At 73.1% G+C, this 20,852-nt stretch carries 19 protein-coding genes; 12 read left to right on the forward strand and 7 right to left on the reverse strand.

Annotated features, from left to right (window positions below; genetic code table 11):
• Window positions 1–21 precede the first annotated feature (21 nt).
• From Asera_RS28070 to Asera_RS28090, 5 genes are all read right to left on the reverse strand, one after another.
• Window positions 22–699: an AroM family protein gene (locus Asera_RS28070; RefSeq protein ID WP_030444177.1), complete on the reverse strand. Its 678-nt coding sequence runs from the start codon at window positions 697–699 to the stop codon at window positions 22–24.
• Complete coding sequence (locus Asera_RS28075) at window positions 696–1,967, reverse strand: alpha/beta fold hydrolase (RefSeq protein WP_030444176.1); 1,272 nt, start codon at window positions 1,965–1,967, stop codon at window positions 696–698. The genes Asera_RS28070 and Asera_RS28075 overlap by 4 nt, the downstream gene beginning before the upstream one ends.
• Window positions 1,967–3,040, reverse strand: coding sequence for a 2,5-dihydroxypyridine 5,6-dioxygenase NicX family protein (locus tag Asera_RS28080; protein WP_211255441.1), 1,074 nt, complete (start codon window positions 3,038–3,040; stop codon window positions 1,967–1,969). The genes Asera_RS28075 and Asera_RS28080 overlap by 1 nt, the downstream gene beginning before the upstream one ends.
• Window positions 3,041–3,053: 13 nt before the next feature.
• Window positions 3,054–4,718 carry an OPT/YSL family transporter gene (locus tag Asera_RS28085; RefSeq protein WP_211255440.1) on the reverse strand — a complete coding sequence of 555 codons (1,665 nt, stop codon included), beginning with the start codon at window positions 4,716–4,718 and terminating at the stop codon, window positions 3,054–3,056.
• A gap of 80 nt (window positions 4,719–4,798) precedes the next feature.
• Window positions 4,799–5,575 carry an IclR family transcriptional regulator gene (locus Asera_RS28090; RefSeq protein WP_035295078.1) on the reverse strand — a complete coding sequence of 259 codons (777 nt, stop codon included), beginning with the start codon at window positions 5,573–5,575 and terminating at the stop codon, window positions 4,799–4,801.
• Between the two features lie 224 nt (window positions 5,576–5,799).
• Between Asera_RS28090 and Asera_RS28095 the strand changes: the two genes are divergently transcribed.
• The 9 genes from Asera_RS28095 to Asera_RS28130 all read left to right on the forward strand — a co-directional run bounded on the left by Asera_RS28095 (window position 5,800) and on the right by Asera_RS28130 (window position 12,636).
• Complete coding sequence (locus Asera_RS28095) at window positions 5,800–6,327, forward strand: PadR family transcriptional regulator (protein ID WP_244844059.1); 528 nt, start codon at window positions 5,800–5,802, stop codon at window positions 6,325–6,327.
• Complete coding sequence (locus Asera_RS28100) at window positions 6,324–7,103, forward strand: ABC transporter ATP-binding protein (protein ID WP_084130852.1); 780 nt, start codon at window positions 6,324–6,326, stop codon at window positions 7,101–7,103. Before Asera_RS28095 ends, Asera_RS28100 begins: the two co-directional genes overlap by 4 nt.
• 1 nt (window position 7,104) lies before the next feature.
• Window positions 7,105–8,886 (forward strand): ABC transporter permease, encoded by a 1,782-nt coding sequence (locus Asera_RS28105; RefSeq protein WP_030444170.1) that lies wholly within the window; start codon window positions 7,105–7,107, stop codon window positions 8,884–8,886.
• Between the two features lie 111 nt (window positions 8,887–8,997).
• The gene (locus tag Asera_RS33705; RefSeq protein WP_245623575.1) at window positions 8,998–9,267 is read left to right on the forward strand and encodes a dihydrofolate reductase family protein; all 270 of its coding nucleotides are present in this window, start codon (window positions 8,998–9,000) and stop codon (window positions 9,265–9,267) included.
• Entirely contained in the window at window positions 9,225–9,578 is a 354-nt protein-coding gene (locus Asera_RS33710) for a dihydrofolate reductase family protein (protein ID WP_245623574.1), read from the forward strand. Before Asera_RS33705 ends, Asera_RS33710 begins: the two co-directional genes overlap by 43 nt.
• 187 nt (window positions 9,579–9,765) lie before the next feature.
• On the forward strand, window positions 9,766–10,239 hold the full coding sequence (locus Asera_RS28115; protein ID WP_051801471.1) for a GNAT family N-acetyltransferase: 474 nt from the start codon (window positions 9,766–9,768) through the stop codon (window positions 10,237–10,239).
• Between the two features lie 126 nt (window positions 10,240–10,365).
• Window positions 10,366–11,145, forward strand: coding sequence for an SDR family NAD(P)-dependent oxidoreductase (locus tag Asera_RS28120; RefSeq protein WP_030444168.1), 780 nt, complete (start codon window positions 10,366–10,368; stop codon window positions 11,143–11,145).
• Window positions 11,146–11,276: 131 nt separating this feature from the next.
• Window positions 11,277–11,735 (forward strand): hypothetical protein, encoded by a 459-nt coding sequence (locus Asera_RS28125; protein ID WP_051801469.1) that lies wholly within the window; start codon window positions 11,277–11,279, stop codon window positions 11,733–11,735.
• 67 nt (window positions 11,736–11,802) lie between these two features.
• On the forward strand, window positions 11,803–12,636 hold the full coding sequence (locus Asera_RS28130; RefSeq protein WP_244844061.1) for a peptidase inhibitor family I36 protein: 834 nt from the start codon (window positions 11,803–11,805) through the stop codon (window positions 12,634–12,636).
• 63 nt (window positions 12,637–12,699) lie between these two features.
• Here Asera_RS28130 and Asera_RS28135 read toward each other — a convergent pair whose 3' ends face one another.
• Complete coding sequence (locus Asera_RS28135; protein WP_084130851.1) at window positions 12,700–15,516, reverse strand: AfsR/SARP family transcriptional regulator; 2,817 nt, start codon at window positions 15,514–15,516, stop codon at window positions 12,700–12,702.
• Window positions 15,517–15,864: 348 nt separating this feature from the next.
• Window positions 15,865–16,821 carry a helix-turn-helix domain-containing protein gene (locus Asera_RS28140; RefSeq protein ID WP_157034590.1) on the reverse strand — a complete coding sequence of 319 codons (957 nt, stop codon included), beginning with the start codon at window positions 16,819–16,821 and terminating at the stop codon, window positions 15,865–15,867.
• Window positions 16,822–16,937: 116 nt separating this feature from the next.
• Here Asera_RS28140 and Asera_RS28145 point away from each other — a divergent pair, with 116 nt between their 5' ends.
• The 3 genes from Asera_RS28145 (at window position 16,938) to Asera_RS28155 (ending at window position 20,822) form a co-directional block, all read left to right on the forward strand.
• Window positions 16,938–18,170 (forward strand): MFS transporter, encoded by a 1,233-nt coding sequence (locus Asera_RS28145; RefSeq protein ID WP_051801464.1) that lies wholly within the window; start codon window positions 16,938–16,940, stop codon window positions 18,168–18,170.
• Between the two features lie 256 nt (window positions 18,171–18,426).
• Window positions 18,427–19,362 (forward strand): phosphotransferase, encoded by a 936-nt coding sequence (locus tag Asera_RS28150; RefSeq protein WP_051801461.1) that lies wholly within the window; start codon window positions 18,427–18,429, stop codon window positions 19,360–19,362.
• Window positions 19,363–19,445: 83 nt separating this feature from the next.
• A complete protein-coding gene (locus Asera_RS28155; RefSeq protein ID WP_030444161.1) occupies window positions 19,446–20,822 on the forward strand; it encodes a serine hydrolase domain-containing protein in 1,377 nt (458 codons plus the stop codon).
• Window positions 20,823–20,852: the final 30 nt, after the last annotated feature.

Genomic DNA, 20,852 nt, shown 5'->3' on the forward strand with positions numbered 1-20,852 from the left:
GCCGCGCCGGCACCGGGTGGGTCAGGCGACCAGTTCACCGGCGAGGCGGGCGACCACCGACCGGGCCAGCAGTACCGGTACGCCGGCGGCTTCGGTTGCGGCGGCCCGCATCGCCGCGGTGTAGCCCATGCAGTCGAGTACGATGCGCCTCGCCCCGTCCGCGGCCAGCCGGGCCGCGGCCGCGGCGACCGTGGCCGGCGCGCCCGGCGCGTACGGGGTCGCCGCGGTCACCGTGACCGCACCGACCACCGGCGCCCACTTCCGGTGGCTCATCGACACCTGCGCCGGGAGCGGGCACACGACGCCGACCGGCTCGCCCGCGCACAGCGCCGCGACCCCGCCCAGCAGCAGCGGTTCGGCGAACAGCAGCGGCCGGTCGTGCGACAGCGGCGGGAACGTGCCGGTGCACACCACCAGGGTGGCGTCCACGCCCGGCTCCACCGCGGCGACGGCCCCCTGCACCGCGGCGATCGCAGCGTCGTGGTCGAGCAGCACCGCGACACCGTCGGCGAGCCGGGTGGTCAGGACCTGTTCGGCGCCCTCGGCTGGGGCGAGCGCGGCGATCTGCGCCGCGCTCATCCCGTCCAGGGCGCCGCGTTCGACCACCGAACCGGCGCCGATGCCCAGCGGCGCCAGCAGCTCCGGCACCATGTCCACCCGCGGCGACTGGCCGATGGTGACGAGCCCGAGCCTGCTCATCCGTCCTCCCGGGCCATCCGCAGCAGCGTGTCCAGCACGGCCGGCGTCTCGCGCAACCCGTCGTGCTGGTAGGCGCTGGTGATCCACGGACGCACGTTGCCGACCAGGTCCGCGGTGGCCAGCGACAGTTCGCGCGGCACGTACATGTCGTCGTGGTAGATCGCCGCGTACACCGGGACCTCGTTGCGCCGCAACCGGTCCACGTCGTACAGGGCGGGCCAGTCCGGCTTCCGCGCGAGCAGCTGCGCGGCCGCCGCGAGCGGCACCAGCGCCGGGTCCTCGGCGAAGTGGAACGGGTGGTAGGTCTCGCCGGTGAACAGGAAGTCCGGGCGGTCCACCGCGAACGCCGCGCGCTGCTGGTACTCGCGTTCCGCGGCCCAGTCCGACGCCGCGCCCTGGTTGTAGATCAGCTCCTGGAACACCGCGTACAGCGGGCGGGTGGCGAGCGACACCTCGGCGTGCACGCCGGCGAGGAACGTGTCGGACAGTTCGTCGCCGACGAACGCCTCGTCCAGCAGGAAGTGCAGCGCGTCGAAGCTGCTGCGCTGGCCGAGCCCGACGCCGAGGCCCTGGAACCGGCGCGGCGACAGCCGTTCCCCGGTGGGCAGCCGCACGTCGTGCTCGGCCAGGTGGCCGGCGATGCGGGCGGCGAGCGCGCGATCGTGCCGGTACCGGTCGAAGTAGCGGCCGTTGCGTTCGGCGATCCGGTCGAAGGTCAGCCGGTACACGTCGGCCGCCGAGGCGGTCGGCGAGGACAGCCCGCCGGTGACGAACGCGCGGCGGATCCCCTCCGGCGCGGTGGACAGGTAGGTGAGCGTGATGAACCCGCCGTAGCTCTGCCCGAGCGTGTCCCACGGCGCGCTGCCGGCGAGCTCGCGGCGGAGCAGCTCCGCGTCGGCCACGATCGAGTCCGCGCGAAAGTGGGTGAGGTACCCGGCCTGTGCGGCGGCGTCCCCGCGGCGCGGCAGGGTCTGCCGGTTGACCGGGGTGGACCGGCCGGTGCCGCGCTGGTCGAGCAGCACCACCCGGTAGTCCTCCAGGGCACGACCGACGAACCCGCCGCGGTTGGCCGGCCGGACCGCCTTGCCGCCCGGACCGCCCTGCAGGTACAGCAGCCGGGGCAGCTCACTGTCCACCTTGGACGCATCGACCAGCTCGCGGGCGAACAGCTCGATCGTCTCGCCGGACGGGTTCGCGTGGTCCAGCGGTACCCGGAGCACGTGGTCGGTGTAGACCACGCCGTGCTGGCGGAAGCTGCCGGTGATCATCAGTACCCCGCAATCTGCAGTCGGTGACAGATCTCGACCAGCGTGGGATGCACGTACCGGCCGTCGACCTCGATGGCCTCGCCGTCCAGCTCGATGGTCGGGTTGAGCAGGCTGCCGTCGGTGTGCGCCGGCGCGACCCAGTGCTCGCCACCGATCCAGGCACCCTTGGTACCGATGCCGAGTTCCACGCAGCCGAACACCCTCTCGTCCTCGACGATGCGGCCGGTGGGCTTCGTGACGCCCGGATTGAAGCCGAGCGACCAGTGCGCGACCCGGTACATGTTCTCGCCGGTGGGCAGCGCGGCCTGGGCAGCCATCCAACGCCGGAACGTCGCGGCGTCCGCGCCGTCGCCCTCGATCGAGGTCACCACACCGTTCTCGACGGCCATCCGGACCGGGGCCCGGAGCAGGCCGAGCTCGTTCGGTGGCCAGCACGCGCCGTCGAAGACCAGCACGCCCTGTTGCGTTTCCTCCAGCGGGTTCCAGGAGATCTGCCCGGCGAGCATCACCGTCTCCCCCGGCTTCTCCGCCGGCTTGCCGCGCAGGTTCACCGGCCGGTTCCCGTTGCGCGCCCGCAGATCCGTACCGGCGGGCGTGGTGATGTGCACCTCGTCGGCGGCGGACAGCAACGCCACGAGCGCCCGGCCCAGCTCCGTGGTACCGGCGAAGTCGACCTTGCCGACGGTGTCGACCAGCATCTGCACGTCCATCCCGGTCAGGTTGGCGTACCGGGCGCCGGCGGCCATCGCGGCCCGGAACGCGTCCGAGTGCATGATGTAGCTCAGCGCGTACTCGATCCACACGTCGGCGTGCGCGATCGCGCCGGCGACCGGTGCCGGTGGCTCCATCGCCACGGTCGGCCGGGTGTCGTACCGGATCACCGTCGGGACGGCACCGGCCGCGGCCGCCGCCTGCGCGGTCAGCTCGATCACCCGGGCGTCGGTGGCCGTGTCGCCGGTGATGACCACGTTCTCGCCCGGCCGGACGAGCATGATCTCCTCGACCAGCTTGCGGGCGCCCAGTGCCGCCTCGAACGACAGGTACTCCGGCCGCGACTCGATCCGACTCGTCACTTCCACGATGGCATCAACCCTTCACGATCCGGCTCACGTCGGTGACCGAGCTGCCGGCGATTAGGCCGGCTCCGAACAGGTTCAACTCGTTCGCTGCCTTGTCCTTCCCGCGCACCCGGGACCAGACGATCCGGAACGCGAGCGCGCCGAACACGAACCAGCACGCGTACGGGGTGAGGATCAGCAGGCCGGTCGCGAGCAGCACGCCCATCTGCCGGTTCGGGCCGCCGATCAGCTGGATCGCCGCACCGGGGATCGCCCACAGCAGGATGTTGACGAGCATCGAGGTGTCGGTCAGGCCGTGCCTGACGGTGTCCGCGTACACCTTGGCGACCGGCGGGATCTGGCCGGAGTCGAAGTACGACTGCCACACCAGCGCGACCACGATCAGCGCGACGGCGAACCCGACCAGCCCGGCGATGTACTGCTGCTTGCGGCCGGCGCGCTCCACCAGCCGGTGCGGAACCCCGCCCTGCCGGACGATCCAGCCGGCCTTGAAGTCGTACCCCATGTCGGCGAACGCCGGGCCGGTCGCCGCCACGTACGCGACGAACAGCGCGAGCGGCACCGTCGGGAACCCGATGACCAGTCCCAGTACCAGGAAGATCAGCGTCACCGCGAACGCCGGGAACCAGCCGGAGTGCATCGCGGCGAGGCCGACGATCAGCTCGTGCACCAGCGCGGCGAACCCGGCCAGCAGACACCAGCCGATCAGCGCCGGTACGGAGAAGTGCCCGATCAGGCCGCCCAGCAGCGCCACGACAACGGCGCCGAGCGCGAACAGCACGTACCCCTCGCCCAGCGCGCGGCGCAGCCCGCGGGCGTCGACGCCGGGTGCGTCGTCGACCAGCCCGGGTGCCGCGGCCTCCGCCTCGGGGGACGGTTCCGGGGCGGGCTTGCCGCGGTCCCGGCGGAACAGCAGCACCAGCGCCTGGATCAGCGCCACCAGCCCGGCGCCGACCATCATCCCGTGCGGGATGTACATGGCGTTGAGGTCGACACCGAACCACTCCTGCGCGTACTGCCGGAAGCCCAGCCCGGTGCCGAACATGGCGAGCGCCCAGATGTTGCCGATCAGCGCGACGCCGGCGGCGGAGAACGGCAGCGCCGCTCCGGCGATCTTGACGAACGAGCCGGCGAAGCCGACCAGTCCGGAGAGCCCGAGCAGCGCCGCCTTCCGGCCGCCCTCGTCGCCGGCGATCATCGTCTCTGCGGCGGCGACCCCGGCGGGCCAGGTCGACTTCGCCGGGTACAGCTTGGAGTCGAACACCCGGAACAGCACCCAGGCGTCGACGGCGAGGCCGATCGCGGCGCCGGCGAGCATGGGCCACACGAGGTCGCGGCGACCGATCAGGAACGGTACAGCGATCGGCACCAGCAGCGAGTTCGCCGCGGCGAACGTGGCGCCGGAGATCGCGCTCTGCACCAGGTTCTGCCGGTGGATCGAGCGCATCTTGCGTAACTGGTTGAGCGGGATCCGGCCGACGAGCATCGCCACCAGCGCGCCGATGACGGCGGTGTTGGCCGAGATGCCCAGCGTGGTGATCAGGTGCAGCCCGATGAAGGCACCGAGCACCGACAGCGCGATCGTGAGGATCAGCACCACCGGTTCGACGGTGCGCGGATGCGACTCGGCACCGTGCAGGACGGCGCCCTTCGGGATCGTCGGGTTGGCCATGACTCTCCTTTGGCGTGGCGTGTCGCCGCTACGTGGCATCGCGGCGGGTCGCCGCTACGTGGCATCGCGGCGGGTCGCCGCTACGTGGTGTCGCCGTCCAGCAGCCGGGTCAGCGCCGCGCCGGCGGCGCGCACCCGGTCGGCGACGCGATCAACCTGTCCCGACATGCGGTCCTGCGGCCCGATCACGACCAGCGAGCCGACGATGTCGCCGGCCGCGAAGACCGGCGCCGCCACCGACGTCACGTTGGCGTCGAACTCGCCGTGCGAGACCGCGATGCCTTCTGCGCGGACCCTGGTGTACCGGTCCGTGAGCTGGTCGGGCGACACGATCGTGCGATCGTTGAACCGCTCCAGCGGTCCCGCGCCGAACAGCTGGTCGATCTGGTCCTCCGGGTAGAAGGCGAAGATCGCGTGGCCGGCCGCGCCACCGTGGCCGGGGATGGTCTCCCCCACGGTGGCCGAGTAGCGGACCGGGCCGGTCGAGTCCACCGCGAGCACGCACCGGTAGTGCGCACCGTGCGGCACGTTCAGCACGGAGCTCTCGCCGAACTCGTCGACCAGCTCGGCGAGCAGCGGTCGGGCCGCCGTCTCCAGGCCGCCGCCGCGTTCGGCGGTGCGGGCCAGCACGGCGATGGCCGGGCCGAGCCGGTAGCGCCGGCTGTGCGGGTCGGCGAGCACGAAGCCGCGGCCGGCGAGGGTGGTCAGCAGCCGGTGCACGCCCGCCTTGTCCAGGCCGAGCTCGCGCGCCAGGTCGCTGACGCCCCACTCGGGTCGGCGCTGGAACGCCAGCAGCACCCGCAGCGCGCGATCGGCGGTCCGGGCCGGACCGCGATCGCCGTCACCGGTCGCGCTCATGGAGCCTCCGTTCCACGTGTTTCAATAATTGAAATGCTGTTCAATTATCTGACACGCATGCGGCGAATAGTGCCTCGCCCGGCGTGCCCGGTCAACCGTTTCCGCTGCTGAATCGGTTCCCCGGGGTCGACCGGATCTCCCCATCCGGGGCGATACCGCTCAACCGGGCCGCTGATCTTGACGCGCAGACAGTTAACCGCTATCTATATGGTTAACGGTTAGGGGTGGCGGTGCAGGACGTGGTGTTGGCCCTGTTGGCCAAGGAGCCCGCACACGGGTACCAGCTGCGCGCGCGGTTGCGCGACGCGCTGGGCCCGCTGGGCGGGGAGCTGAACGCCGGCCAGGTGTACGTCACGCTGGCCCGGCTGGAGAAGGCCGGCCTGGTGTCGGCGGAGCAGCACGCCGATCGCACCGAGCGGGACCGCAAGACGTACGCACTGACCGCGGCCGGCCAGCGCCGGGTCGCCGAGTGGGTCGACGAGGTCAGCTGGCCACGGCCGGACCTGGCCGAGTTCCATCTCAAGCTCGTCGCGGTGGCGGCCAGCCGGCTGGCCGACCCGGTCGCGGTGATCGACGCGCAGCGCCGCGAGCTGCTGCGCCGGTTGCGGGACGTCCAGACCGCGGCGCTGGCCGAACCGGACGACTCGATGGCCGCACTGCTGTTGGAGGGGATCGTGCTGCGGTTGCAGGCCGACCTGCGCTGGTTGGAAGCGTGCGAGAAGACCTGGGTGCCGCGCCGGAGGGACGCGTGAGCGGGGCACAGTTCGCGATCCAGGCGCGGACGCTGCGCCGGGAACACGGCGAGGAACGCACCCTGGTGCGCGCGGTCGACGAGATCGACCTGGACGTACCGACCGGGCAGGCGCTCGCGGTGACCGGCCCCAGCGGCTGCGGCAAGTCCACCCTGCTGCACCTGCTCGGCGGCCTGGAACGGCCCACCGGCGGCGCCCTGTGGCTTGCCGGCCGCCGCATCGACGGGCTGAGCGAACGCGCCCTGGCCCGGCTGCGGCGCCGCGCGGTGGGGTTCGTGTTCCAGTCGTTCCACCTGGTCGAGGAGCTGTCCGCGGTGCAGAACGTCGAGCTGCCGGCGCTGCTCGCCGGCGCCTCGCCGCGCGCCGCCCGCCGGCGGGCCGCCGAGCTGCTCGACCGGGTCGGCCTGGCCCGCCGGTCCGCCCACCTGCCGGCGGCGCTGTCCGGCGGCGAGCGGCAGCGGGTCGCCATCGCCCGGGCACTCGCCAACGCCCCGCTGGTCGTCCTGGCGGACGAGCCGACCGGAAACCTGGACAGCGCCGCCGCCCGCGAGGTGCTGCGGCTGTTCGAGGAGCTGCGCCGGGGTGGCCAGACGTTGGTCATCGTCACCCACGACGACCGGGTGGCGGCCACCGCCGACCGGCTGATCGCGATGCGCGACGGCGCGTTCGTCGACGACGTCTGGCTGGCCGGGGCCGCACCGGGCATCCCGACCGCGCTGAGCGGGCCGGGTGCGGGTTCGACCGGGCTGGGCGGCCTGCTCGGAATGGACGGCTGAGGTGCGGGGGCGACTCGTCCTGGCCGGCCGGCTGATCACCACCGATCTGCGCCGCTGGCCGCTGCCGGCGGTGCTGTTCGTGCTCGTGGTCGGGGCCGCCACGGCGAGCCTGGCCGCGGGCATGGCCTTGGGCGAGACCACCCGGGCCGACTACGCCGCGACCCGGGCCGCCACCAACGGCCCGGACCTGATGATCCTGACCGCGGACCAGCTGCCGGTCGAGCGCGCGGCGCTGCGCTCGATCGCCCGCCGGGACGGCGTCACCGGCCACGTCGGGCCGTACCGGCTGCTGCGGGGCGCGACGCTGACCGCGCACGGGCACCGGATGACGGCGACGGTCGAAGGCCGCAGCACCGCGCCCAGCGCCGTCGACCAGCCCCGGGTGACGTCCGGGCACTGGCTGCGGCCCGGCGGAGCGGTGCTCGAACGCGGCTTCGCCGCCGCCCTGCACGTCCGGGTCGGCGAGCGCGTCACGCTGGCCGGCCGGACCTTCCCGGTCGTCGGCATCGCGGTCACCACCGCCACCGGCATCTACCCCAACGCCGGTCTCGACGTCGGCCCGAACGACTACGCCGGGCTGGTGTGGCTCACCGACGCCGACACCCGCCGGTCGACCAGGCCGGAACTGCGCCCCGGATACGCGATGGGGCTCACGCTCGCCGACCCGGACGTCAAGGCGTTCCAGAACACGATCCGGCCGGCGCTGCGGGCGAACCCGGACGTACGGGTCAACACCCGCGGCCGGCGCACCACCGAGGACAGCAGCAACCGGGTACTTGCCAACAGCGAGGCCGTGTTGCAGATCGGCGGCTGGTTGATGGCCATCGCCGGGCTTGCCGGGCTGGTCAGCCTGTCGACCCTGCGCTCCGACCAGCAGCTGCGCCGGGCCGGCCAGCTCAAGGCGGCGGGCGCGACACCGGGGCTGATCGGCACCGTACTGCTCGCGCAGTACGTGCTGCTCGCCCTCGGCGCGGCGGCGCTGGGACTGCTCGCCGCCTGGTCGATGGTGTCGGCGGCCGGGCACCCCAGCGACAGCCTGCTGCATGCCCCGGTGTCGGTCGGTGCCGGAACCGCGGTACCGGTGTGCGTGCTGGCGCTGCTGATCGCGCTGCTGACCTCGGCCGGCCCGGCGATCCGGGTCGCCCGCACGCCGACCGTGGCCGCGCTGGCGGGCCGCGGCGGCCGCGGGCCGACCCACCCCGCCGGGCTGACCGGCCTGGTCGGCGCGCTACCGGTACCGCTGATGCTCGGGCTGCGGCTCGCCGCCCGCCGGCTGCGCCGCGCCGTGCTCACCGCCGCCGGCGTCGCCGCGGTGGCCGCCGTGATCGCCGGGCTGCTGTGCTGGCACGCGCAACCCCAGGCGGGCGCCCTGAGCGTACGCGCCACGCACACGTACCACGCGATCCTCGCGATCACCGTCGCGCTGGTGGCGCTGGCGGCGCTGGACGCGGTCGTGATCGTCTGGTCGACCGCGCTGGACGCTCGGCGTTCGCTCGCCGTCGCGAGGGCGTTCGGCGCCACGCCGGCCCAGGTCACCGCGGCGCTGGTGCTCGCCCCGCTGCCGGCGGCCGCCGCCGGTGCCGCCGTCGGTATGCCGACCGGGCTCGGCCTGTACTGGCTGGTGTCCAGCGCCGGTGCCCGGATGGACGCGACGCCTCCGACCTGGTGGCTGCTGGCCGGCGGCGCCGCGATCGTGCTGGGCGTCGCGGCTCTCGGTACGATCCCGGCCCGCCTGGACGCCCGCCGCCCGGTGACGCCGATCCTCGACGCCGAAACTCGCTGACGAACCGCCGCAGCACGCCGACCCGGCGCTTCGAACGGACTAGCCTCGTGGCGGGCGGACCTCGGCTGCGATCACCGGATGGAGTTCATGGTGTCCGATACCACCTGCCACATGTCGATCTCCCTGGACGGCTTCGTCGCCGGGCCCGACCAGAGCCGCGCGGACCCGCTCGGCAAGCGCGGGCCGGAGTTGCACGGCTGGCACCTCGGCGACCCGCGGGCCAACGAGGCGGACCGGACCGCGAACGGATGGCTGATGCGTCCGAGAGGGGCGTACGTCATGGGTCGCAACATGTTCGGCCCGGTCCGCGGAGACTGGGACGAGGACTGGTCCGGCTGGTGGGGCCCCGAGCCGCCAACCACGCGCCGGTCTTCGTGCTGACCCATCACCCGCACGAGCCGATCCCGATGGACGGGGGAACCACGTTCCGCTTCGTCACCGACGGCTTCGACGCCGCGTACTCCGCGGCGCTCGAGGCCGCCGGCGACCGGGGCGTGGACATCGCCGGCGGCGCCTCGACGGTCCGGCAGGCACTCGCCGCCGGGGTGATCGACGAGCTCACCCTCGACATCGCGCCGGTGCTGCTCGGCTCGGGTGAGCGGCTGTTCACCGGGGTCGACTTCGACTTCGAACCCGTCGAGGCGCTGCACTCCCCGCTGACCACCCACATCCGCTACCGCCGCACGAGCTGACCCCGGGCCGTCCTCGTACCGCGCAGCAGGGCGGTCGTTCCGTGGTAGGCCCGTGCGCGGCGCAGCGCGGTCGGCCAGTGCCCGCGCACCCCTGCATGCCACCGAAGCAGTCGCTCCGTGCGCGGCGCGGTTGGCATACTCGGCGGTGAGAGGGCCAGCCGCCCTTCGTACGACGCGGAGGGGCGCCGTGGCAGACAAGGAAGCCGGGTCGGGCTGGGCGTTGCGGCCTGCCGTCGACGCCGATCTCGACGTGCTGGTGGAGCTGCGGGCGACGGTGATGCGCGCGGACCTGATCCGGCTCGGGCGGTACGACGAGCACCGGGTGCGGCAGCGGCTACGCGACGGCTTCGACCCGCGGTACACCTCGGCGATCGTCGCGGCCGGCGAGGTGATCGGCTGCCTCACGGTTCGCCCGGCCGACGACGGGTGGTGGCTGGAGCACTTCTATCTTGCTGCGCACCGGCAGGGCGGCGGCATCGGCTCCGCGGTACTGCGCGGGGTGCTCGCCCGCGCCGACGCCCAACGGCTGCCGGTGCGGCTGGTCGTGTTGCAGGGCAGTGCCGCGCGCCGGCTCTACGAGCGGCACGGGTTCGTGTTCGAGCGCGAGGACCCGGTGGACGTGTACCTGATGCGCCCGGTCGCCGCGGCGACACCGGCCTGACCCCGGAGCGGTCTCGCCGCGGCGCCGCACACCCCGGACCCGCCCGCGCAACGGCACCGTTGGGGCGCCGCACATCTCCGGTGGCGCAGGCGATACCGGACCGCACGGGCCGTAGGGTCGGTCGGCATGAGTACGCATGATTACCTGGCCGAGCTGTTCTCGCTGGACGGACTGGTGGCGGTGGTGACCGGCGGCAGTTCCGGGATCGGCCGCGGCATCACCGACGCGCTGGCCCGGGCCGGCGCCAGCGTGGCGGTGGTCGCCCGAACCCGCTCCGCGCTGGACGCCACCGTGCGCGAACTGACCGCGGCCGGCTGCCGGGCCGCCGCTGTCGACGCCGACCTCGCCACCCGGGACGGGGTACGGGCGGCCGCCGAGCGGGCGGTCGCGGCGTTCGGCGAGCCGGACATCCTGGTCAACTGCGCCGGGATCAACCTGCGGCCGCCGATGGGCGAGCTGACCGAGCAGGACTGGGACACCACGATGGCGGTCAACCTGACCGCGCCGTACCTGCTCGGGCAGCGGTTCGGGCCGCGGATGGCCGAGCGCGGCTTCGGCCGGATCATCCACATCACCTCGCAGCAGGCGCATCGCGCGTTCGTCGACAGCGGCGCGTACGGGGTGTCCAAGGGCGGCCTGGAGTCGCTGGCCCGGTCCCAGGCGGAGGCGTGGTCGCGGCACGGCGTCACCTGCAACACGCTGGTACCGGGGTTCGTGCTGACGCCGCTGAACGCGCGGCTCTCGGCCGACCCGGAGCGGGTGGCCGCGCTCGCCGAACGCACCATGGTCGGCCGCAACGGCCGGGCGGACGACTTCGCGGGCGCCGCGGTGTTCCTCGCCAGCCGCGCCGCCGGCTACGTCACCGGACAGTCGATCTTCGTCGACGGCGGGTTCTCGGTGCACTGACCCGGTTGCGCCCCAGCGCGTTCGGCGGCTGGGCAGGGCGCGTGATCGGCGCGTGAGTGACGTGTGATCCGGCCGGTCGACCATGTGAGCCATCCCGGCACAACCCATCTTGTTGGAAGGGAGGCCTGCGGATGAGTTGGCGGAACAGGATCACCGCGGTCGCGGCCGCGAGTGTTCTCGCAACCGGACTCGTCGGAGCCGTCGGTGCGGCCCCGGCGGCCGCCGAGGCGCCACCGAGTTGTTCCAGCACCGTCCAGATCGGCTCGACCGCGCACCTGACCGTCGGAGGTCAGACGTTCGCGTCGATCAAGCAGTTCAAGGGATGCGGGAAGAACTGGGGATACGTCTACGTCTGGGCCGGTTACCGTAGCTCGCACGGCTCCTGGAGCGACTGCGCCGCGGTCTCGGTCACCAACTCCTCCGGCACCGGCGAGCACGATCTGACCGGGCTGAGGTGCACCACGAACAAGGTCGAGACGTGGTCGAGCGGAACCGACACGCTGTCCCAGTGCACCGAGGCATCCGGCATGTACGGCGACGACCCGCTGGGGCCCGTCGTCGGCTGGGTGTCCACCAGCGTGCGGTGCTGAGCCGCGCGAACCCGAGCAGACGCTGCGTCGTGGATCGATGTCCACCCGAGGACAAGGAGAACGACACGTGAAACTCGTCAAGCGCATCGTGACAACGGGGTCCGTGGTGCTGGGCCTCGCCCTGCCCGTCCTGACGATCGCCACCCCGGCCAGCGCCGCGGCCCGCGACGGCGTCTGCCAGAGCGGGGAGTTCTGCTACTACTACAACAGCAACGAGGCAGGATCCGTCTCGGACTTCACCGGCTCGGTGAGCAACTACGGAACCACCGAGCCGACGTGCTACGACTTCAAGGGCTCCGGTGCCGGCCAGGGCACCTGCATCAAGAACAATGCCGCCTCGGTGTGGAATCGCAGCAGCGTGACGGTGCGGGTCTACTACAACAGCGACTACGGCGGCACGTACCAGAGTTTCGCGCCGGGAGCCAAGGGCAATCTCAACTCCACCCTGAAGAACAACAACGCCTCGCACCTGTTCGTGACGTCGGGGAGCGGCTGCTCGACCGCCGGCCTCGGTGATCCGCGCACCTGCGCGGGGGCCGTCTCGTGGGCCACGTCGCACGAGACCACCTCGTACCACTCCGACTACTACAACCGGTGCGACCATGTCGTCGGCCTCGCCTACGGCTTCAGCGCATCCGGCTCGACCACGGCCTACAACCACTGGCTGGCCGTACCGTCGTCGTACAAGCACGCCGGTGACCGCAGCGTTCCGGCGGGTGGTCTGGCGTTCTTCGGCGGCGGCGCCGGGCACGTGATGATCTCCATCGGTAGCGGCAAGTTCGTCTCCACCGACATCGGCGGCAACGGCACCCTGACCGAAACCACGATCGCGACGATCGAGAGCAGGTGGGGAAAGCCCTACCTCGGTTGGACGCAGCCCTGGTTCCAGGCCAACCACTAGGGTCTGTTGACCGATGGGTCCCGGCGCACCGAGGTGCGCCGGGGCCCTGCACGCTGCGCGGTGCTACCCGGGCGCGGCATCGAGCCCACGCAACAGCTCGCGGGGCTCGGCGGCACCGGGATCGTGGAGCTCGTCGAAGATCCGCACCGCCGTTCGCCAGGAACGGCGGGCAGCGGCCCGGTCACCCGCGCGGTTCTGGCAGCGGCCCAGCATCACCATCGTCTGTGCCTGCCCGTGCCGGTTGCCGGCCGCCTCGTACCGCCGGAACGCGTCCGTCAGAGCCTCGGTCGCGAGCCGGTGGGCGCCGACGCTCTCGTACACCAGGCCCAGGTTGCCGAGGGTGGTGGCCTCGCCGTACCGATCGCCGATCTCGCGGTAGATGTCGAGGGCTTCCCGGTAGTGCCGGACGGCCGCATCGTGGTCACCGAGTTCGGCCAGGCACAGCGCCAGGTTGGCGGTGGCCAGACCGACGCCCTGGCGGCTGCCCGACCGCACGTGGCTGGCACGTACCTCGGCGAACATGTCGCGCGCCAACGCGAACTTGCCCAGCTCTCCGTACACGACGGCGAGACTGTTCATCGTGACCGGTTCGCGCTGCGTGTCGCCGGTCGCCCGATGCAGCTCCAGCGCCTGCCGGTAGTGCTCGATCGCCTCGGTGTACCGTCGGCTCTCGCACAGCGCGGTGCCCAGGCAGGCCAACAGCGCGCCCTCGGCCCGGCGATCACCGGCACGACGCGCGCAGGCCAGTCCGATCTCGCTGGCGGCGGTCCAGTCGTCGCGATTCTTGTCGAGGTAGTAGTAGGACCACAATGTCAGCGCCAGCCGCCACGCGAGGCGGTCCGCACCGACCGACGCGGCCAGCTGGACCGCGGTGAGCAGGTTCGCCCGTTCGAGCCGGCACCAGTCCAGCGCGGCGATGTCGTCGGCGAACCCGAGCGGGGTCGTCCCCGCCGGGGGCGTCTCGGCGGGGATGGGCAGGTGGTGCGGGCGGATCAGGTCGGCGGCGTTGGCTGCGGTGTGCAGGTACCACGCCAGGAGCCGGGTGACCGCGGCGTCCCGGTCGCCGGGACCGTCCTGCCGCTCGGCTTGTTCCCGGGCGTAGACGTGCAGCAGGTCGTGCAGGTGGTAGCGACCGGTCGCGGTGCACTGCAGCAGATGGCTCGACACCAGGGTGTCCGCGGCCAGTTCGGTTGCTGCCGCATCGCGACCGGTCAACGCCGCGAGCCCGGCCGACCCGAGGTCGGGCCCGGGCCACAAACCCAGTGCCCGGAACGACTCGGCCGCCGCCGTGTCCGCCGGCAGCCGGGTGTAGCTGATCCCGAAGCTCGCTCTGACTCCGAGGTCGTCGACCTCGAACTGGTCCAGCCGGGACCGTGCGTTGGTGAGTCGGCCGGCCATGGCCCCGATGGGGTGCGCGGGATTGGCGGCGATCCGGACGGCCACGATCCGAATGGCCAGGGGCAGACCCGCGCAGGCCCGCAACACCTCGCGAACCGCCGCCGGCTCGGCGTCCGTACGCTCGCGGCCGACGATGCTGGTGAACAGCGCGGTGGCGTTGTCGTCGTCCATCACGTCCAGGTCGACCCGAAGGTTCGCGGGCAGGGTGACCAGATCGTTGCGACTGGTCGCGATCACCGCGCTGCGGGTCGATCCCGGCAGGAGCGGCCGGAGCTGGGCGGTGTCCCGGACGTCGTCGAACACCAGCAGCGCCCGCCGGTTCGCCAGCAGGCTCCGGTACAGCGAGTAGCGCTCGGATCGGTCGGTCGGCACCGATGCCGGATCGACGCCGAGATCGCGCAGCAAACGCGCGGCCACGTCGGCGGAATCGAGGGGGAACTGGCTGCTGCCGCGCATGGATATGTACAGCTGACCGTCCGGGAATCGGGCCCGGGTCCGGTGGCCGAGGTGTACCGCGAGCGTCGTCTTTCCCGCTCCGCCGGCGCCGGTGAGCACGGCGACGGTCGGCATGGACCCGGGGAAACCGGGATCGACGGCAAGCGACCGTCCCAGCGTGTCCATCCATTCGGCGCGGCCGGTGAAATCGGCGATGTCGGCGGGCAGTTGCGCCGGCACGACCGCCGATCGGCTGGTGCGCCCGACCGGATCGATCGACGGCGCCACGCTTTCCGCGAGGATCTCCTGCTGCAGGCGTTGCAGCGACGCGCCGGGTTCGACCCCGAGTTCCGCCACGAAAACGGTCCGCGCGGCCTGGTAGGCGGCGAGCGCGTCGGCCCGGCGGCCCATCTGGTGCAGCGCCGCGACACGCTGTTCATGAAACCGCTCGTGCAGCGGACAGGTGGCGATCAGCCGGTTCAGATCTTCGAGGGCCTCCTGCGGCCGACCCCGGGCGATCTCGGCGTCCAGGCACATCTCCCACCCGGCCACCCGCAGTTGCGCCAGCACCTGGCTGTCCTCGCGCTGCAGGCGGGAGGAGGTGACGTCGACCAGTGGCGCGCCGCGCCACAGGCCCAGTGCGGAGCGAAGGATGCGGACGGCCTGCGCGAGGTTTCCCTTGCCGATCTCCTCCTGCCCGGCCGCCCGCAGTCGCAGGAATCGAGTCAGGTCGAGCTCGTCGGCGCGGGCATCGATGGCATAGCCGGTCGGGGCCGTCCGAATGCGCGAGCCGATCGGTCCGAGCATCTGGCGCAGCCGCCCGATGTAGGTGTTCAGGGCCGCACGTGTCTTGCGCGGCAGCCTGTCCTCCCAGAGCAGATCGGTCATCTCGTCGATGGTCACGATCCGCGGACTGCGCAGCAGGAGAATGGCCAACAACGCGCGCAGTTTGGCCGCCCCGACGGCGGTTTCGGTACCGTTGATCCGAACGTAGAGGGGTCCGAGAATTCCGAACAGCGGCGCCATTTCCAGCGGTTGCTGCGTCATCGGCGTCCCTCGCCGGGCGGTGGGGAGCCGGGATCTGGTGGCGGTGCCGCCCGGTCGGTGCTCGCATTGTTCGCGAACACCCACCCGGGTCGGCGTGCAATGGGGCGATGCGCAGGCACCATCCGTGCCTCCCTGAAGCCGTGCCCGACCAAAGCGGATGACACAAACCCGGAAAGAATCCTACCGGGAAGAATCAGTTACCCATAGCCGCGATCGTGCCGGCAACGACAGCGCCACTCCGATTGTCGAATCGGCGATTCGCGCTCGCCGCAGGGCGGGGCTCCGCCGCGCGACGGCGTTTGTCGCCGGACCATCGTGCCTGGGCCCGACGGTCCTTCGGTCCGACCTTCAGCGGGCCGCGCCGAAGACCTCGCGGTACCGGCCGGGCGTGGTGCCGGTGCGCCGGGAGAACTGTTCGCGCAGCGCCAGCGGGCTGGCGAAGCCGCACCGGTGCGCGATCGCGGTGATCGGCAGATCGGTGGTCTCCAACAGTTCGCGGGCCCGCTGCACCCGCTGTTCGAGCAGCCAGCGGGTCGGCGACAGCCCGGTCTCGGCCCGGAACCGGCGGGTCAGCGTACGTGCCGACATCCGGGACCGGACGGCCATCGACGCGAGCGAGTGCGGCTGCGCCAGGGCCTCGGTCAGGTACCCGCGAAGCTGCGCCAGGTCGTCGCCGGGCCGGCCGGGCACCGGGCGCTCGATGAACTGTGCCTGTCCGCCGTCCCGGTGCGGTGGCACCACCATCCGGCGGGCCGCGTGGTTGGCCGCCGCGGGACCGAGATCGCGGCGGACCAGGTGCAGGCACAGGTCGATGCCGGCGGCGAGGCCGGCCGAGGTGAGCACCCGGCCCTCGTCGACGTAGAGCACGTCCGGATCGACCCGCACCGCCGGGTACCGCTGGGCGAGCAGCGCGGCGTGCGCCCAGTGCGTCACCGCCCGCCGGCCGTCCAGCAGCCCCGCGGCGGCGAGCGCGAACGCGCCGGTGCAGATCGACGCGACCCGGCCGCCCCGCTCGTACACCGCGCGCAGCGCGGCCCGGGCCGCCTCCGGCACCGGCTCGGTCAGGTCGCCGAAGCCGGGCACCACAACGGTGTCGGCCCGGGCCAGCTCGTCCAGCCCGTACTCGGCCACCAGCGGGAACCCGCTGCCGGTGCGCACCGGGCCGGGCCGCAGGCCGCAGACCCGCACCCGGTAGCCGTCGGTGCCGCCGCCGAAGTCGCGCAGCGTCTCGCCGAGCAGTTGCACCGGGATCGCCAGATCGAATAGCACCACATCGGACAGAGCGAGAACAGCCACCGATCGCATGGCTGGAATCATACCCGAGATGTCTTTCCAGCCACTCCCCCTCGGGCCGGCCGGGCTGCCACGCTGCAGGAACGCGCGGCCGCGACCGGCCGCGACCGATCGTGAAGGGACCACGCGTGGCACAGCCCGGGACCACCGAGACCACCGAGCCGACCGGACACCGGTACCGGCGCAACCTCGCGGTGCTGACCGTCGCGCAAGCGCTGTTTCTGTGCGGCACCAGCGTGGATCTCACCCTGACCGGGCTGGTCGGGTACCGGCTGGCGCCGACACCGGCGCTGGCCACCCTGCCCGCGGCGCTGATCACCGTGGTCACGCTGGCCGGTACCGGGCCGGCCGCGGCGCTGCTGGCGCGGTACGGCCGGCGGGTCGCGTTCCCGGCCGGGTCGATCGCCGCCGCCGCCGGCGGGCTGATCTCGGTACTGGCGGTGAGCGTGGCGAGCTTCCCGCTGTTCTGCCTCGGCACCGCGCTGGTGGGCGGTTACCAGGCCGCGGCCGGCTACTACAGCTTCGCCGCCGCCGACGACGCGCCCACCGGCAAGCGCGGCCGCGCCATCGCCACCGTGCTGATCGGCGGCGTGGTCGCGGCGGTCGTCGGACCGTTCCTCGCCACCACCGGCGTGCACGTGCTACCGGTGCCGTTCGCCGGGGCGTACCTGCTGGTCACGGTGCTGGCAGTGGTGTCGGCCGGGCTGCTGCGACTGCTCCGGGAGCCGCCGGCGGCCACGCCGACGGACGAGCCGGACACCGCGGGCGCGCGGCCGCTGCGGGAGATCATGCGTACCCCGCGGTTCGTCGCGGGCGGCGTCGGCGGTGCGCTCGCGTACCTGGTGATGTCGCTGCTGATGACCGCCGCACCGATCGCCGCGGTCAACCACCACCACAGCGTCGCGCAGGGTGCCAGCGTGGTGCAGTGGCACCTGGTCGGGATGTTCCTGCCGGCACTGGTCAGCGGGCACCTGGTGCAGTGGCTGCGGCCGGTACCGGTGCTGGTCGACGGGATCCTGCTCTCCGCGGCCGGCGCCGTCGTGGCGGCCACCGGTACCGGCGTGCCCACGTTCATGGTGTCGCTGATCCTGGTCGGGGTCGGCTGGAACCTGATGTTCGTGGCGGCCACGACGCTGGTGGCCGCCGCATACCGGCCGAGCGAGCGGGTGCGCACCCAGACCGCGGCGCAGACGATGGCGCGCGTCGCCTCGGCTGCCGGTTCGCTGTCCGCGGGCGCGCTGCTCACCGGCATCGGCTGGGACCGTACCGCGCTGCTGACGCTGATCCCGCTCGCGATCGCCGCCGCCTGTCTGGTCCCGGCGATCCGGGCCCGCGCCGCCACCCCCGCCGAGGAGACCTGACCGCGCCGCACCAACGCCCCGCCGAGCACACCCCAGCGCGCACCCGCCGGCAGACCTCAGCGCGCCCCGCAGACCTCAGCGCGCCCCGCAGACCTCAGCGCGCCCCGCAGAACTCAGCGCGCCCCGCAGAACTCAGCGCGCCCCGCAGAACTCAGCGCGCCCCGCAGAACTCAGCGCGCCCCGCAGACCTCAGGGCGCCCCATCGAACGCCCGAAACGCGGTTCCGCGGCCGACCGCGGCTGGCGATACTGCGGGCATGAAGGACAGACCGGCGGGCGTGTCGGACGAGCAGCTCGCCGCGGCGGTGGCCGCCGGCTGGGGGCTCGATGTCCGGGCGGTGCGCTACCGGCCGGTCGGGTTCGGCAGCTACCACTGGGCGGTGGACGCCGGCCGACCGCTGTTCGTCACCGTCGACGCATTCCGCGACGACCCGGTGGCCGGACTGCGGCGGCTGCGCCGCGCGTTCGACACCGCGCTCGCGCTGCGCCGCGACGCCGGCCTGGAGTTCGTCGTGGCGCCGCTGCCGGCCGGTACCGGCGAGACCGTGTTGCCGCTCGGCGCGCGTCACTCGGTCGCGGTGTTTCCGCAGGTGTCCGGCGAGGCCGGCGAGTTCGGTCGGCACCGCGACGAGGACGCGCCGGCGGTGCTGGAACTGCTCGTCCGGCTGCATGCGGCGACCGTCCACGCGCCGCGCACCGAGCTGGTGCTCCCCGGCCGGGACCGCCTGGACGGCGCCCTGCGCACCGTCGACCGGCCGTGGACCGGCGGCCCGTACACCGAGCCGCTGCGGGCGCTGCTGGCCCGGCGCGCCGGACGGATCGGTGCGCTGCTGAGCGAGTTCGACCACCTCGTCGAGCAGGTACGCGGCGGCACCGGCGGCTGGGTCGTCACGCACGGCGAGCCGCACCCGGGCAACGTGGTGCGCGGACCCGACGGGCCGCGGCTGATCGACTGGGACACCGTGCAGCTCGCCCCGCCGGAACGCGATCTGTGGCTGCTGGATCGCCCCGACCTGCACGCCGAGTACACCCGCCGGACCGGTCGGCCGGTGTCCGCCGCGGCGCTCGCGCTGTACCGGCTGTGGTGGGAACTCGCCGACGTCGCCGGCTACGTCACCGAGCTGTGCCGCGAGCACGAGACCACCGCGGACACCACCGCCGCCTGGACCTACCTCAACCGCTACCTCGCCTGACGGTGCGGAACCGGGACCGATCTGCGGTGGCCGGACTCACACCGGGCGCCGGAGCGCGCCGGGCCGATCCGCGCGCTGGGACGATGACGGTCCGCAGGTCGCGCGGCGAGGGGGTACCGATGCTGGACGGGCTCGGCGAGTTCTGCACCGCGGCGCTGGCCGCGCACGAGTGTCCCTCGGCGTCTGTCGCCGTGGTCCGGGACGGCACGGTCGTCCTGGCCGCGGCGTACGGGCTCGCCGATGTCGCCGCGGGCCGCCCGGCGACGCCGGACACCCGGTACGTGCTCGCCTCGATCACCAAGCCGATCACCGCGACCGCGGCGTGCGTGCTCGCCGACCGTGGGCTGATCGACCTCGACGCGCCGCTGCCGGCCGGATCGGTGACGGCGCCGCCCGGCGCGGACTGGCCGGCCCCCACGCCGCGGCAGCTGTTGCAGCATCGCGGCGGCCTCACCAGCCACTACGACTTCCGGTACGGCGACGATCCGCGACCACCGATCGACGTGTCGGGCTACACCCGGCTGTACCGGCGGCCCGGCTCCGGCTACGAGTACGCGAACCACGGGTACGGCCTGCTGGGTGGGGTGCTGGAGTCCGCGAGCGGGCTGCCGCTGTCGCACCTGCTGACCCGCGAGGTGTTCGATCCGTTGGGGTTGCGCTCATCCGGCCTCGGCACGCCCGGTGGGTCTGCCGCCACCCGGTACAGCATCGACGGGCGGGGCTATCCGACCGAGCTGACGACCAGCCACCCCGGCGCCACCACGGGGTTCGCCACGGCGAGCGAGCTGGCACTGTTCGGACACCGGTACGACACGCTGCTGCGGCCGGCGACCGCCGCGGCGACCCGGGACGCCGCGCCGATCAGCGACCACCTCGGGTACGGGCTGGGCTGGTGCGTCTCGCGCGGCGACGGGCCGCTGATCCTCAGCCACGGCGGCGGCATGGGCGGGGTCGCCACGATGCTCGTGGTGGTGCCGGAGCTGGCGCTGTCGGTGGCGGTGCTGACCAACGGCACCAGCAAGGCGGCCCGCAACGCGATCGTCGACCACGTGCTGTCCGCCGCGGTCCCCGGCTACCGGCCGGCGGCGATCAGCCCGGCGAGTACCGCACCGGCGCGCTCACTCGCCCCGACGGTGGGCGGCTGGTCCGGATCGATCACCACCCCCGACGGGCCGGTGCCGGTCGCGCTGCAGGTACACCCCGACGGCCGGTGCGAGCTGACGCTGGCCGGCGAGCGTGCCACCGCCACGGCGACGCCCTCCGGCGAGGCCGACCTCACCGTCACCGTCGATCTCCAGCTGCCCACCGCCGACGCCCGGCGCAACAGCCCGCTGCTCGGTCTCGTCCTGACCGCCGGTGCGGACGGGCTGTCCGGCGTGGCCCGCGCGTACCGGGACGGCGACCGTCGCGGCTGGCTCGGCAACCTGCTCAGCCACCCGGTCCACCTCACCCACCGCTGACTCCCGGCGCTCCGGGGCGGGTGCGGGCCG

The organism is Actinocatenispora sera (assembly GCF_018324685.1).
Lineage (GTDB): Bacteria > Actinomycetota > Actinomycetes > Mycobacteriales > Micromonosporaceae > Actinocatenispora > Actinocatenispora sera.